The sequence below is a fragment of the Modestobacter sp. NPDC049651 genome (assembly GCF_040659695.1).
GTDB lineage: Bacteria > Actinomycetota > Actinomycetes > Mycobacteriales > Geodermatophilaceae > Modestobacter.
Genome location: NZ_JBFAOG010000003.1, coordinates 137,044 through 150,601, shown reverse-complemented (window position 1 = coordinate 150,601; position 13,558 = coordinate 137,044). Strand labels below are relative to the sequence as shown.

The 13,558-nt window shown below is 75.1% G+C and carries 14 protein-coding genes; 7 read left to right on the top strand and 7 right to left on the bottom strand.

The annotated features are described in order from the left end of the window. Position 1: 1 nt before the first annotated feature. From AB0J00_RS06275 to AB0J00_RS06255, 5 genes are all read right to left on the bottom strand, one after another. Positions 2-1,006, bottom strand: coding sequence for an SPFH domain-containing protein (locus AB0J00_RS06275; RefSeq protein ID WP_357741770.1), 1,005 nt, complete (start codon positions 1,004-1,006; stop codon positions 2-4). An 84-nt stretch (positions 1,007-1,090) separates the two neighbouring features. Next, positions 1,091-2,083 carry a vWA domain-containing protein gene (locus tag AB0J00_RS06270; protein ID WP_357741767.1) on the bottom strand — a complete coding sequence of 331 codons (993 nt, stop codon included), beginning with the start codon at positions 2,081-2,083 and terminating at the stop codon, positions 1,091-1,093. Positions 2,084-2,265: 182 nt separating this feature from the next. Beyond that, positions 2,266-3,171 carry a MoxR family ATPase gene (locus AB0J00_RS06265; protein ID WP_357741764.1) on the bottom strand — a complete coding sequence of 302 codons (906 nt, stop codon included), beginning with the start codon at positions 3,169-3,171 and terminating at the stop codon, positions 2,266-2,268. Next, positions 3,171-4,298 carry an NDMA-dependent alcohol dehydrogenase gene (locus AB0J00_RS06260; protein ID WP_357741761.1) on the bottom strand — a complete coding sequence of 376 codons (1,128 nt, stop codon included), beginning with the start codon at positions 4,296-4,298 and terminating at the stop codon, positions 3,171-3,173. The genes AB0J00_RS06265 and AB0J00_RS06260 overlap by 1 nt, the downstream gene beginning before the upstream one ends. Before the next feature lie 163 nt (positions 4,299-4,461). Further along, positions 4,462-6,075 (bottom strand): diguanylate cyclase, encoded by a 1,614-nt coding sequence (locus AB0J00_RS06255; RefSeq protein ID WP_357741758.1) that lies wholly within the window; start codon positions 6,073-6,075, stop codon positions 4,462-4,464. Between the two features lie 101 nt (positions 6,076-6,176). Between AB0J00_RS06255 and AB0J00_RS06250 the strand changes: the two genes are divergently transcribed. The 3 genes from AB0J00_RS06250 to AB0J00_RS06240 all read left to right on the top strand — a co-directional run bounded on the left by AB0J00_RS06250 (position 6,177) and on the right by AB0J00_RS06240 (position 9,627). Further along, positions 6,177-7,637: a bifunctional 3-(3-hydroxy-phenyl)propionate/3-hydroxycinnamic acid hydroxylase gene (locus tag AB0J00_RS06250; protein ID WP_357741756.1), complete on the top strand. Its 1,461-nt coding sequence runs from the start codon at positions 6,177-6,179 to the stop codon at positions 7,635-7,637. Between the two features lie 129 nt (positions 7,638-7,766). After that, entirely contained in the window at positions 7,767-8,348 is a 582-nt protein-coding gene (locus tag AB0J00_RS06245) for a hypothetical protein (protein WP_357741753.1), read from the top strand. A 76-nt stretch (positions 8,349-8,424) separates the two neighbouring features. Further along, complete coding sequence (locus AB0J00_RS06240) at positions 8,425-9,627, top strand: cysteine desulfurase-like protein (protein WP_357741750.1); 1,203 nt, start codon at positions 8,425-8,427, stop codon at positions 9,625-9,627. A 42-nt stretch (positions 9,628-9,669) separates the two neighbouring features. Here AB0J00_RS06240 and AB0J00_RS06235 read toward each other — a convergent pair whose 3' ends face one another. Continuing rightward, positions 9,670-10,134, bottom strand: a complete 465-nt coding sequence (locus tag AB0J00_RS06235) for an SRPBCC family protein (RefSeq protein WP_357741748.1) — start codon at positions 10,132-10,134, stop codon at positions 9,670-9,672. A 193-nt stretch (positions 10,135-10,327) separates the two neighbouring features. Here AB0J00_RS06235 and AB0J00_RS06230 point away from each other — a divergent pair, with 193 nt between their 5' ends. After that, positions 10,328-10,873 (top strand): hypothetical protein, encoded by a 546-nt coding sequence (locus AB0J00_RS06230; RefSeq protein WP_357741745.1) that lies wholly within the window; start codon positions 10,328-10,330, stop codon positions 10,871-10,873. 54 nt (positions 10,874-10,927) lie between these two features. Here the strand turns inward: AB0J00_RS06230 and mftR are convergent, their stop codons facing one another. Beyond that, positions 10,928-11,518, bottom strand: a complete 591-nt coding sequence (gene mftR, locus AB0J00_RS06225) for a mycofactocin system transcriptional regulator (RefSeq protein ID WP_357741743.1) — start codon at positions 11,516-11,518, stop codon at positions 10,928-10,930. A gap of 129 nt (positions 11,519-11,647) precedes the next feature. Here mftR and mftA point away from each other — a divergent pair, with 129 nt between their 5' ends. Genes mftA through mftC form a run of 3 tightly spaced genes read left to right on the top strand, consistent with a single transcriptional unit; the run spans position 11,648 to position 13,324 of the window. Next, positions 11,648-11,764, top strand: coding sequence for a mycofactocin precursor MftA (gene mftA, locus AB0J00_RS06220; protein WP_357741740.1), 117 nt, complete (start codon positions 11,648-11,650; stop codon positions 11,762-11,764). A gap of 19 nt (positions 11,765-11,783) precedes the next feature. Further along, positions 11,784-12,095, top strand: coding sequence for a mycofactocin biosynthesis chaperone MftB (gene mftB / locus AB0J00_RS06215; RefSeq protein ID WP_357741737.1), 312 nt, complete (start codon positions 11,784-11,786; stop codon positions 12,093-12,095). Beyond that, positions 12,092-13,324, top strand: coding sequence for a mycofactocin radical SAM maturase (mftC, locus tag AB0J00_RS06210; protein WP_357741734.1), 1,233 nt, complete (start codon positions 12,092-12,094; stop codon positions 13,322-13,324). Before mftB ends, mftC begins: the two co-directional genes overlap by 4 nt. Positions 13,325-13,558: the final 234 nt, after the last annotated feature.

Genomic DNA, 13,558 nt, shown 5'->3' with positions numbered 1-13,558 from the left:
CTCACTGTCCGGTGACGCTGAAGCCGTTGCCCGGCGCGTAGGTCGTCAGCCCCTGCGGGAGGGCCTTGAGGACGTCGATCTGCGCGCAGGTCGGACAGCCGTTGTACCCGCTCTGCCGCGCGGTGTCCGCCTGCGCGTCGATCTGGGCGCGCTGCAGCGCGGCCTGCGACTCGGTGACCCCGGCGAACGCTGCCTGCGCCTTGTTGATCGCCTCCTGCACGTTCGAGGGCAGGTCGACCTTGCTGAGCACGAACCGCGGGTGGATGAGGATCGGCACGCCCAGCACGTCGTCGACGTCCTTGGTGAACCCGTCGTTGACCGCCTGCTGGACGTTGTTGATCGTCTGGTTGCCGTTCGCGTTCGGGTCGACGACCGCGGCGGCCGCCGCCTGCGCGCTGGAGTTGGCCGCCAGCGAGCAGGACGCCACCAGGTCGGCGCACTCGACGTCGCCGATCTCCTGCCGCAGCACGTTCTGCACCAGGTTGCCGAGGGTGAAGTTGAGGAACGCGCTCCAGCCCTGCTCGCTCTCCCAGGCGTAGGTGGCGTCGCCGTGGGCGTCGGGGTAGGTGCGGGTGCCGTACTTGTCGTCGAAGGCCCGCAGCACGTCGGCGTCGGTGTAGTTGACGTCGAAGTAGAAGGTGCCCTCCACGCCGACCAGGACGCCGTCCTTGGTCGGCACGTTGATCACCTCGTTGGAGTCGGCGTTCTTCGACCCGCTCACCTTGAAGTTCCGCTGGGTCGACGGGTACGGGTGCTCGTCGGAGAACAGCCCCGTCGAGGTCAGCCCGGAGTTGGGCTGGATCACCTGGCGGATGCTGTTGTCGTCGAACGGGCCGCCGTTGCGCACCACGATCACGTGACCGCCGTCGGCCTTGGTGAACCCCGCCGCGTAGGCGGTGCCCGGGACGACGCCGCCGAGCACGACGACCAGCGCCGCGACGAGCCCGACGAGCAGCCGGCGGCGCCGGGACCGGCGGGCCGGGGTGGTGGTCGACGTCTCGGGCACGGGCTCTCCTGCAGGTCAGGGCGCTGGTGGGGCAGCGGAGCCTACGACGGGCCGGGCCCGGCGCACCGGCGCCGGGCCCGGACGTCACCCGAGCAGGTCACGGACGGCGGCCGGCGCCTGGGACGGCCGGTGCAGCGGTACCGCCCGCCCGCCGCCCGCGGCGGCCAGCGCGGCGCAGTTGCCGACCGACTCCGGCGCCGCGGACAGGCCGAGCACGTGCAGCCGGGCGCCGCCGCGGGCCAGCGCGGCGGCCGCCGGGCGCGGGTCGGGGCTGTCGGTGGGCATCCCGTCGGACAGCAGCAGCACGTCGCGCTCGGCGGTGCGGGTGGCCGCCAGCTGGCCGGCCGCCGAGCGCAGCGCCAGGTCCAGGTCGGTGGTGCCGCCGCCGCGCAGGTCGAGCAGCCGGTCCACGACCTGCTGGGTGCGGGGCAGCGCCGACAGCGGTTGCAGGAGCACCGCGGTCGACCAGAAGGCGATCACCGCCAGCTCGTCGCCCGGCCGCATCCGCTGGGTGAGGGCGGCCGCGGTGAGCACCGCGGCGGTCAGCTCGTCGCCGGTGACCGATCCGGAGGCGTCGACCAGCAGCACGCAGGCCCGGCCGGTCGCCCGCCAGCCGCGGGTGTGCAGGTGCTCGGCCCGCCAGTGCGGCTCGGCGCCGCGGGCGGCCAGCGTGGCGTCCAGGTCGACGTCGGAGCCGGTGGGGTCCTGGCGGGTGACCACCCGGCGGCTGCCCGGCCGGTCGGGCCGCCCGGTGCGCGGCGCGGTCACCGGCAGCCGGGCCGCCAGGGCCCGGGCGGCGGCCCGCAGCGCGGGGTCCAGCGCCTGGCCCAGCGCGGTCAGCAGCCGGGCGGCGGCGTCGGGGTCGCGGGCGGCCAGGTCGGCCAGCGCGGTCTGGTCGAGCTCGCCCAGCTGCGGGCTGACCTGGTCGAAGTCCTGGTGGGCGCGGGCCAGCTCGGCGCGGCCGGCCTTCCGGGTGGGCGTCTGGCGCAGCAGCCGGTCGACGTCCTCCTGGTCGCGCACCAGCGACGGCTGGGTGGGGCGCCGGCCCGGCGGCTCGGCCAGCCCGGCGCCGGGCACCGGCGGCGGGGCGTCGTCGTCCGGCGCGGGGGCCGGGTCCGGCGGGTCGGCGGGGTCCTCGGCAGCAGGGTCCTCGGCAGCGGGGTCCTCGGCAGCAGGGTCCTCAGCGGTCGGGTCTGCGGCGTCGTCGGACGCGCCGGGCGGCGGGGCGGCGTCGCCCGGTGGCTCGTCGTCCGCCGGGCTCAGGCTTTTCCCGGCTCCTCACCGGCCCGCCGCCAGATGTCGAGCACCACCTGCTCGACCGGGCGGGCGACGCCGTCGCCCAGCGTCACCTTGCCGGTGAGGGCGGCCAGCGCGGCGTCCTCGCCGACCGAGTCGTCGGCGCCGCCGCGCACGGTGGCGAGCTCGCCGGCGATGAGCACGGTGTCGATGGCTCCGCGCACCGACGCGCCGATGCGCAGCTCCGGGTGGTCGCGGGTGCTGCGCACCGCCCGGACGGCGCGGGCGACCAGCGCCGCCGGCCCGCCGCTGGCCGCGGCCACCACGGCCCGCTCGGCGTCCTCGTCCTGGTAGCCCATCGCCACTCGGCAGGAGCGGTCGTACAGCGCCGGGGTGATCCGGGCGGTGCCCACGGCGTCGAACGGGTTCATCGCCGCGACCAGCCGGAACGTCGGCCGGGCCGGCACCCGGCCGTACCGCGGCACGTGCATCTCGCGCTCGGAGAGCACCCCGAGCAGCACGTTCATCGTCTCCTCGGGGACCCGGTTGAACTCCTCCACGTAGAGCAGCGCGCCCTCGGTCATCGCCCGGGTGAGCGGGCCGGGCACGAAGTTCTCCGGGCGGTAGTCCTCGACCAGCACCCGGGAGGCGTCGTGGTGGCCGATCAGCCGGGTCGGGGTCAGCTCCGCGTTGCCCTCCACCAGCACCAGCGGCACGCCGGCGCCGTCGGCCAGCGCCCGCAGCAGCGTCGTCTTGCCGGTGCCCGGCGGGCCCTCCAGGACGACGTTGCGGCCGGCCGACAGCGCGGCCGCGACCACCTCGGCCTCCCGCACCCGCGACACGACGCGCTCGCGGGCGGTGCGCACCATGCCGACGGCGTCGAGCGCGGCGGCCGTGCCCACGGCGGGGGCGGGAGCCGAGGTCGTCATCAGTCGAAGGCCAGCACGCCGCGGATGTTCTTGCCGGCGTGCATGTCCTCGTAGCCGGTGTTGATGTCGTCGAGGGAGTACCGGTTGGTGATCAGGCCGTCGAGCTTGAGGTGGCCCTCCTGCCACAGCCGGATCATCCGCGGGATGTCGGTGGTCGGGTTCTGGTCGCCGAACAGCGCGCCCTTGATCTCCTTGCCGAACAGCGTGAAGTCCATCGAGGAGATCGGCAGGCCCACGGCCGACACCGGGCCGAGCCCGGTGACCACCACGACGCCGGCCTTGCGGACGGCGTTCAGCGCCTGCGCGACGTGCTCGCCGGTGGTGACGCCCACGGTGACCAGCGCCTTGTCCGCGCCCTGGCCGTTGGTGACGCTGCGGGCGAAGTCGGCGGCCTCGGCGATGTCGCCGAAGGCGTGGGTGGCGCCGAACTCGCGGGCCTTCTCCTGCTTGAACGGCACCGGGTCGACGGCGATGACGTGGCTGGCCCCGGCGAACGCCGCGCCCTGCACGGCGTTGATGCCGATGCCGCCGATGCCCATCACGATCACCGTCTCGCCCGGCTCGACCGCCCCGGCCTGGGTGGCGGTGCCGAACCCGGTGCCCACGCCGCAGGAGACCAGCGCGGCGACGTCCATCGGCACGTCGGGGGAGATCTTCACCGCCGACCGGACGTCGATCGTGGTCAGCTCGCTGAAGCTGCCCAGGCCGCACATCTGGCCGGCGCGGGTGCCGTCGGTCAGCCCCATCCGGAAGCTCTCCGGGTCGTCCCAGCGGGAGCCGATGCCGATGTTGGCGCCGGAGTCGCACAGGTACTGCTTGCCGGTGGCGCACCAGCGGCAGCGCCCGCAGGCCGGCAGGAAGGAGAAGACGACGTGGTCGCCCTCGGCGATGTCGCGCACCCCCGGCCCGACCGCGGTGACCACGCCGGCGCCCTCGTGGCCGCCGACGATCGGGTAGTGGCCCTGGGGCATGTCGCCGGTGGCGATGTGGTCGTCGGAGTGGCACAGGCCGGCGACGGCCAGCTTCACCTGGATCTCGCCGACCTGCGGGTCGTCGGCGAGCAGGTCGGTGACCTCCCACTTGCCGGGGGCGGAGCGCAGGACGGCGCCACGGGTGGGCACGGGCACGGGGACTCCCTCGTCGCAGTGCACCGGGGGCTCGTCGTCGAGGGCCCCGGTCGTCGGGGCGGCATCGCCCCGTCGTCCGCACGCTATGGCAGGCGTCACACCTCGGGAAGCGGTCTTCCGCAGGCAGGGAAGTCGCTGGTCGGCGGGGTGGCCGGGCGGGGGGTCAGACGAGGTCGGTGACGACGCGGTCCCGGCCGGTGCGCTTGGCCCGGTAGAGGCAGGCGTCGGCCCGGCCGAGCAGCTGCGCGGCGTCGGGCTGCTGCCAGGCCGGCCCGCTGGCCGCGCCGATGCTGGCGGTGACCGGCAGCGCGCCGGTCAGCTCGGTCCAGGGGTGGGCGGCGATCGCGCGGCGCAGCGCGTCCAGCCGGCCGGTGGTGGTCTCCCGGTCGCCGTCGCCGAGCACCAGCAGGAACTCCTCCCCGCCCATCCGGGCGGCGAACGAGCCCTCGGGGCCCGCGGCGGAGGCGTCGTCCACCAGGCGGGCGACCGCGCGCAGCACCTCGTCGCCGACGTCGTGCGAGCACGTGTCGTTGACCCGCTTGAAGTGGTCGAGGTCCAGCAGCGCGACGGTGGCGGTGGCCCGGCCACCGGCGCTCGCGGCGAGCAGCCGGGGGAGCTCCTCGTCGACGAAGCGGCGGTTGTACAGGCCGGTCAGCGGGTCGCGCAGCGACAGCTCGCGGTAGCGGCGGCTCTGCCGGCGGGCCTCGGTGGCCTCGTAGACGGCCTGCAGCGTGCGGGCGCGCGCGTCGCGCTCGTCGGACTGCAGCTGCATCGCCTCGCGGGCGTAGGCCTTGTGCTCCTCGTACGCGCTGCGGAAGTCGCCGGTGGCCGCGTGCAGCTCGGCCTGCTCCTGCCGGGCGTGCACCCGGATGGTGCCCAGGCCCAGCTCCTCGCAGATGCGCACGCAGGCGGCCAGCGTCTCCTGCGCCTGGCCCAGCCGGCCCAGCCGGCGCTGCACCTCGGCGAGGGTGAGCAGGCAGTCGGCCCCGGCGTCGCCGTCGGAGGAGGCGCGCTGCAGCGTGGGGTCCAGCCCCGGCTGCAGCACCTGCTCGGCCTCCTCGAGGCGGCCCAGCCGCATGAGCGTGCGCGCGACGGTGTCCAGCCGGCCCACGTGGAGGGAGCGGCCGGCGGCCGCGGACAGCTCCTGGAGCTGGGTGCTCAGCGCCAGCGCCGCCTCGGCGTCGCCGTGCTGCGCCTCGACGTAGGCCCAGTTGTTGACCACGACGAGCTGCCGGTCGACGTCGCCGAGCCGCTCGGCCAGCCGCAGGGCCGCCGGGTAGCGCTCGCGGGCCGCGGCCAGGTCGCCGTTGAGACCCAGGCAGTCGGCCAGCCGGCAGAGGTGGTCGAAGCGCAGCGGGCCGGGGGCGGACTCGGGGAGCAGCTCGACGGCCCGCACCGAGTGCTCCAGCGCCAGCGACAGGTCGCCGAGGTCGAGGAAGACCGCCTGCAGCACGTAGTGGCCGCGGGCGAGGAGGTGGGTGGAGCCCTGCTCCGTGGCCCACTTGAGCACCTGCTGGGCCAGCCGCCCGGCGTCCGAGAGCCGACCGCGGCGCTGCAGGACCTCGGCCTGCACCAGCTGGGCGCGCCGCTCGAGCTCGGTCAGGCCGGCGGCGCGGGCCGCGGCCAGTGCCGCGTCGGCGCGCACGGAGGCGCCGTCGCGGTCGAACCGCGGCAGCGTCTCCAGCTCGGCGACCTCGGCCTCGAGCAGGGCGCGCGCGGGATCGGCCGGCCGGCTGCGCCGACCGCCCGGGGCGTCGTCGCCCGCTCTCACCGCCACCGTGGACACGGTGCTCCATCGGCAGCTCCGGCGCACGGTCGGACCCGGCGACCAGGAGTTCCCCTCAAGGGGTGACCCGCCCGTCGGGGAGACTGCACGGCGTGACGGTGGTGGTGGTCGGCGCCGGCCCGGTCGGCGTGACCGCCGCGCTGCTGCTCGCCCGCCGCGGCGTCCAGGTCGTCGTGCTGGACCGGCACCCGGCGGTCTACCCGCAGCCGCGGGCGGTGCACCTGGACGACGAGTGCCTGCGGGTGCTGCAGGACGCCGGGGTGGCCGACGCGTTCACCGCGATCAGCCGGCCGATGGCGGGCCTGCGCCTGGTCGACGGCGCCGGGCGCACGCTGGCCGAGTTCCCCCGGGGCAGCGGCCGCTCGGGCTGGCCGGAGGGGTCGATGTTCACCCAGCCCGACCTGGAGGTGCTGCTCCGCGACGCGCTGGCCGCCGAGCCCGCGGCGGTGCTGCGCGGCGGGGTAGAGGTGCTGGACGTCGAGGTGTTGCACGTGGAACAGCCCGGTGGACCGGTCCGTCTCACGCTGGCCGACCGGGCGACCGGGGCGCGCGAGGTGCTGACCGCGGAGGCCGTGCTCGGCTGCGACGGGGCGCGCAGCGTCGTCCGCCGGTCGATCGGCGCGCGGATGCGCGACCTGGGCCCGGCCGAGCGCTGGCTGGTCGTGGACCTGGTGGCCGCCGGCCCGCTGGACGTGTGGCCCGGGGTGCTGCAGGTGTGCGACCCGCACCGGCCGGCCACCTTCATGCCGGTCGCCGGTGACCGGTACCGCGCCGAGTTCCGGCTGCTGGCCGGTGAGACCGCCGCCGACCTGGACCTGCCGGTGCTGCTGGGCCGGTTCGGCGTCGCCGGCGCCGAGGTCGTCCGCGCGGCCGAGTACACCTACGCCGCCCAGGTGGCCGACCGCTGGCGGTCCGGCCGGGTGCTGCTGTGCGGCGACGCCGCGCACCTCACCCCGCCGTTCATCGGCCAGGGCCTGGGTCTGGGCCTGCGGGACGCCCACCAGCTCAGCTGGAAGCTCGCCGCCGTGCTCGCCGGGGCGGACGACGCGCTGCTGGACACCCACCAGGCCGAGCGGGCCCCGCACGCCCGGGCGCTGGTGCGGCTGGCGGTGCTGCTCGGCCGGCTGATGACCGGCGGCGGCGACCCGGCGGCGGTCGTCCGCCGGGTGGTGCTGGCCGGGGTGCAGGCCACGCCGGGGCTGTCGGCGTTCGCCTCCTCCAGCCGGACCCCGCCGCTGCGGCCGGGTCCGCTGGTGCGCCGGCCCCGGTTCGCGCCGGGCTCGCCGGTCGGTGCGCTGCTGCCGCAGTTCCCGGTGGCCGGGCCGGGCCGGCTGGACGACGTCCTCGGCGACGGCTGGGCGGTGCTGAGCAGCGGCCGGGCCCCGGCGGGCTGGCCGGGCCGGGTGCTGCACGCCGGCGAGGTGGGCTCGCCCGAGCTGGTGCGGTGGCTGCGCGGGCGGTCGGTGCTGGTGCGGCCGGACCGGGTGGTGGCCGCCGTTCTTCGAGCGCCCGCGTCAGCCGATCACAGCATCTATTCCCAGAATGGCGATTGACCCGCAACGGGGATAGGCATTGCGGCATGTCGATCGACCCGGTCGGCGTTCCGCGTGCAGGATGTTGGAATGCAACGTTGGGTCGGGGACTGGGGTTCCCTAATCACGCTCGTCAGCACGCTAGTCTTGTTGGGGGTAACCACCTGGTACGCCTTCCTCACTCGGCAAGTAGCCGAGGCGAACGCGGCGTCCGCCGAGCAAGCACGCATAGCTGCAGAGGCGAGCCTCGCGGCGGTTGCGGCCACTGAAGCATCCGTCGAGGTGGAGTTCGGTGTGGAGCCCCGATTGGGTACCACGCTAGGAAAAGTCCGGGATCTGCTTGAGCAGGCGAAGGCGTCGGGTAGCCCCGATCCGGATGCAACGATCGATCTCACGCCGGTTATGCGCTTTTCGGGCGTCGACATCACCGGTCGCGGTGCGGCCGTCTATGTTCATGCCTGTCGACTTGATTCCGTTGGGCGGCGGAGTTCGGACGACGCCCGATTCACGGAAAGCGTGCGCGATCAGGTGGCACTCAACCCGCCGAGCGAGGTTCCCCACCGATTGCACAAGGGAGAACTCATGTCTTTCTCCTTGGATCCCGACCAGCCCGCCGACAAGCTCGTCGAGCTCAAGACAACTATTTTCTACAGCTTCGCCTCAGAGGGGGCGCAGTACGCTCGGCAAGTCAGCTGGACCAGTTCCAAGCGCTCAGGTGGAGCTGCGGAGTAGGCGTCCAACGGCAGGCGGTGCTGGTGCGCCCGGACCGGGTGGTGGCCGCCGTCGCCCGGTGACGGAGGATCGGCGGGTGCCCCTCGACGTCGCCGCCGTCCGCTCGTCCTTCCCGGCCCTGCGGGCCGGTGCCGCGCACTTCGACGGGCCGGGTGGCTCGCAGGTGCCCGAGCCGGTCGCCCGGGCGGTGGCCGCGACGCTGACCGCGCCGATCGCCAACCGCGGCACCGTGACCCCGGCGGCCCGGTTCGCCGACGAGGTCGTCCGCTCGGCGCGGCAGGCGGTGGCCGACCTGACCGGCGGCGACCCGGGCGGCGTCGTCTTCGGGCGCAGCGCCACCGCGCTGACCTACGAGTTCTCCCGGGTGCTGGCCGCGGGCTGGGGACCCGGCGACGAGGTGGTGGTCACCCGGCTCGACCACGACGCCAACGTGCGGCCGTGGGTGCAGGCCGCCGTGGCACGGGGCGCCACGGTGCGCTGGGCGGACTTCGACCCGGCCACCGGTGAGCTCGACCCCGCGGCGGTCGGCGCCCTGCTGTCCGGCCGCACCCGGCTGGTCGCGGTCACCGGCGCGTCCAACCTGATCGGCACCCGCCCGGACGTCGCCGCGATCAGCGCGCTCGCCCACGACGCCGGCGCGCTGGTGTGGGTGGACGGCGTGCACCTCACCGCGCACGCCCCGGTCGACGTCGCGGCGCTGGGAGCGGACCTCTACGTCTGCTCGCCGTACAAGTTCCTCGGCCCGCACCTGGGCTGCCTGGTCGCCGCGCCCGCGCTGCTGGAGACGCTGCACCCGGACAAGCTGCTGCCCTCGACCGACGCCGTCCCCGAGCGGTTCGAGCTGGGCACCCTGCCCTACGAGCTGCTCGCCGGCACCACCGCGGCCATCGACTTCCTCGCCGGCCTGGCCGGCGCGGAGGGCGACCGGCGGGCCCGGCTGCTGACCGCGCTGGCCGTCGTCGAGGAGCACGAGGACCGGCTGCGCGAGCGGATCGAGGAGGGCGTCGCCGCGCTGCCCGGCGTGACCGTGTGGTCCCGGGCCGCCCACCGCACCCCCACGCTGCTGCTCACCTTCGCCGGCCGGTCCGCCGCCGACGCCTCAGCCCTGCTCGCCGACCGCGGCGTGAACGCCCCGGCCGGCAGCTTCTACGCCATCGAGGCGTCCCGGCACCTGGGGCTCGGCGACGACGGCGGGCTGCGCGTGGGGCTCGCGCCGTACAACGACGACGCGGACGTCGACCGGCTGCTGGACGGCCTGCGCGCGTTCACCGCCGGCTGAGTGGAGTCCCAGCGCTCGGGAGACGATGCGCTGGGACTCCACTCACCTCTCGGCGATGCGCTTGATCGCGGCGAGGGTGGCCGGGATGCCCTCGTGGGCGGCGCGGGTGCGGTCGGCGACCTGCGCCGCGGCCTGGTCGCCGTAGCGCTCGGCGAACAGCTGCTGCCCGGCGGGGAGGAACTCCCACGACTCGGTCAGCCGGGTGCCCCCGGCCGCCGGCTCCATCGTGAAGCCCCAGCGCACCAGCCGGCCGCCGACCAGCCAGGCGAACTCCCGCCCCCGCTCGGCGGCGACCACCTGGCTGCGGGTCTCCCAGGTGCGGCCGGGCACCTCGTTGCGGCCGGTGAACCAGTCACCGACCTGCCCGTCCGCGCCCTCGTCCCACCAGCAGCCGGTGCACACCGGGCTCCACTCGCCGGTCCGGGTCACGTCGGAGACCAGGTCGTACAGGGCGTCGGCGGTGGTGGCGACGACGATCGAGTCGGCGTGCGTCAGGCTCTCGGTCACCGGGGCAGTCTGCTACCGGTGCCCGCGGCGGCTGCCCCCGTGCCCTGCCCCGAGCTGCCCCGATCGCCGCCCGCCCGGCGGTCCGGCAGAACCGGACAGGCCCGTTTCCGTGCGTGGACCGGCCCGGGGCGGGTAGCTGGCCTCACATCGGATCGCGCACCACCCGCGCCCGTCCTCGACCCCAGGAGTCCCGATGGCCCGCAACACGCTCTCCCGCTCACTGCACGACGTCGGCCTCGCCGCCTGGTTCGGCGGCACGCTCGCCAATGCCGTGGCGCTCAACCCCGCCTCCGCCGAGGCCGGCAGCGACTCCCGCACCGGCGCCATCGCCAACGCCGGCTGGGACCGCTGGACGCCGGTGAACGCCGCCGCGATCGGCGCCCACCTGGTCGGCAGCGTCGGCCAGCTGATCGGCAACCGCGGGCGGGTGGCGCAGCAGCAGGGCGCCGGCTCGCTCTCGGTGCTCAAGACCGCGCTCACCGCCGCTGCGCTCGGCGTCACCGCCTACAGCCGGGTGCTCGGCCAGCGGGTCTCGCAGGGCGGGGCCACCCCGTCGAAGAAGGCCACCAAGCCCTCGAAGCGGGCGAAGGCCGACATCGCGGTGGCCCAGGCGCAGCTGGACAGCCTGCAGTGGGTCGTGCCTGCGCTGACCGGTGCGCTGGTGGTCGTCAGCTCCTACGCCGGCGAGCAGCAGCGGGCGTCCGAGGTGCTGCGCGGGGTGGCCCAGAAGGGCAGCTGACCTCCGCAGCGGAGTGCCACGGGCGGGGTTCCCGCGCCCGGGCACTCCACTGCGTCAGCGCAGGGCCGGGAAGCCGCCGGCCAGCTCGGCGAAGGCGCGGTGCAGCGCGGTGGCCGGCGAGGGCTCGTCGTCGGCCAGCCACGCCTCGAACGCCGCGGTCGCGGCCGCGCGGGTGGTGGTCGCGACCAGCCGGGGCAGCAGGTCGCCGGGCCGCCCGCCGGTCCGGTCCGCCACGTGCTCGGCGACCACCCGGTCGACCTCGGCGTAGCGCACCTGGGAGTGCGCCTGCAGCGCGGGCTCGGTGAGGATCAGCCGCAGCCGCTGGCGCAGCAGCGGCAGGTCATCGGGCCCGTAGTCGTTCACCTCGACGTAGGCCGCGCAGATCGAGGTCAGCACCGGCTGCCCGGCCGGGGTGGCCGACAGCAGGTCGGCCAGCCGGCGCACGTGCCCGCCGAAGTCACCCCACACCGCGTCGGCCTTGGTCGGGAAGCAGCGGAAGAACGTCCGCCGGCTGATGCCCGCGGCGTCGGCCACGTCCTCGGCCGGCACGGCCTCGAAGCCGTGCCGGGTGAACAGCTCGAGCGCGGCCCGCTCGATCCGTGCGCGGGTGAGGTCCCGCGGGCCGGTGGCCAGGGTCTCGGTCACCGCTCCATCCTGCCGCCGGTCGGCGCCGTCCCCGCGTGTCCTCCGCCTGACGGAAGACGTCGTTGCCTGGTGGCACGCAGTGTCACTAACGTCGCGGGCGTCCGTGACCCAGCTCACTCCGGAGGCACCATGGCCGAGACCCTCGACACCGACGTCCGCACCGAGGCCCCCAGCGCCGAGGAGGCCCTCGTCGAGGAGTCCCTCGTCGAGGAGGTCTCGATCGACGGCATGTGCGGCGTCTACTGAGCCGGCGGCCGTACCGATCATGACCACCCCCGCTCCGGCCGCAGCCGTGTCCGACACCGCCGGTTTCGACCCCTCGCAGGCCTGGCGTCGTGCCCGGTCGGTCGCGCTGCGGCCGGAGCCGTTCGGCGCGCTGGCCTACCACTTCGGCAACCGCAAGCTCTCGTTCCTGAAGTCCAAGCAGCTCGTGCGGGTGGTCGAGTCGCTGGCCGACCACCCCAGCGCCGTGCAGACGCTGGTCGCCTGCGACGTCCCCGAGGCGCAGCACCCCGCCTACGTGAAGGCGCTGGCCGACCTGGCCCGCTCGCAGATGATCGAGAGGAACCCCGCGTGACCGCCGTCCTGCCGTCCCGCCCCGTGGCACCCCCGCGCCCGACCGGTGGCCGCCTGGTCGACCAGTTCGAGTACGGGCTGGACGCCCCGATCTGCCTGACCTGGGAGCTCACCTACGCCTGCAACCTGGCGTGCGTGCACTGCCTGTCGTCCTCCGGACGGCGCGACCCGCGTGAGCTGACCACGGCCGAGGCCGAGGGCGTGATCGACGAGCTGCAGCGGATGCAGGTGTTCTACGTGAACATCGGCGGCGGCGAGCCCACCGTGCGGCCCGACTTCTGGCACCTGCTCGACTACGCGGTCGACCACAACGTGGGCGTCAAGTTCTCCACCAACGGCGTGAAGCTGGACAAGAAGCACGCCGCCCGGGTCGCCGCCACCGACTACGTCGACGTGCAGATCTCCCTGGACGGCGCGACCGCCGAGGTCAACGACCGGGTCCGCGGCGCCGGCTCGTTCGCCACCGCCACCCGCGCGCTGGAGAACCTGGCCGAGGCCGGGATGAAGGACTTCAAGGTCTCCGTGGTGGTCACCCGGGAGAACGCCGGGCAGCTCGACGAGTTCAAGGCCCTCACCGACCGCTACGGCGCCCAGCTGCGGATCACCCGGCTGCGACCGTCCGGCCGCGGGGCCGACGTCTGGGACCAGCTGCACCCCACCCAGGCCCAGCAGCGCGACCTCTACCAGTGGCTGCTGGCCAACGGCGACGGCGTGCTGACCGGCGACTCGTTCTTCCACCTGTCCGCGTTCGGTGAGGCCCTGCCGGGGCTGAACCTGTGCGGCGCGGGCCGGGTGGTCTGCCTGATCGACCCGGTCGGCGACGTCTACGCCTGCCCGTTCGCCATCCACGAGAACTTCCTCGCCGGCAACATCCGCAACGAGGGCGGCTTCCAGCGGGTGTGGCAGCAGTCGGACCTGTTCCAGGACCTGCGCAGCCCGCAGACCGGCGGCGCCTGCACCAAGTGCGCGCACTTCGACGCCTGCCGCGGCGGCTGCATGGCGGCCAAGTTCTTCACCGGTCTGCCGCTGGACGGGCCCGACCCGGAGTGCGTGCAGGGGTACGGCGAGTCGGCGCTGGCCGCCCGCGACGACGCGACGGTCAAGCCGAAGAGCCACCTCGACCACTCGCACACCGGCCCGGTGCGCGGGCAGCCGACCCTGCTGGGCATGCCCGCCATCCCCGCCAAGATCTGCGACGAGTCGCCGCTGGCCGGCCTGCAGCTGGGCTGAGACAACGGACGGCCGGGAGGAGGGCTCGATGACCACCACGTCACCGACCTGCTCCCGGCCGTCCGCCGTGCTCGTCCCCTGCTCCTCCCTCGTCGACTGGTTCCGCCTCGGTCCTGCCGCCTGGCACCCCTGACCGGCGCTCCCTGCGGTCGCCGCCTCCCGCGGCGAGCCGTCTCCCACGTCCCGGCCGCCGTCCGCGCTGCCGGGAGCACGGCCCGGCCGCGCGCCGCACGG

Excerpts from the sequence above, each read along its gene's own strand:
- AB0J00_RS06230 (WP_357741745.1), top strand. The coding sequence starts at position 10,328 with ATGGCCCGCAACACGCTCTCCCGCTCACTGCACGACGTCGGCCTCGCC.
- mftB (WP_357741737.1), top strand. The coding sequence starts at position 11,784 with ATGACCACCCCCGCTCCGGCCGCAGCCGTGTCCGACACCGCCGGTTTC.
- AB0J00_RS06265 (WP_357741764.1), bottom strand. The coding sequence starts at position 3,171 with ATGACGACCTCGGCTCCCGCCCCCGCCGTGGGCACGGCCGCCGCGCTC.
- mftA (WP_357741740.1), top strand. The coding sequence starts at position 11,648 with ATGGCCGAGACCCTCGACACCGACGTCCGCACCGAGGCCCCCAGCGCC.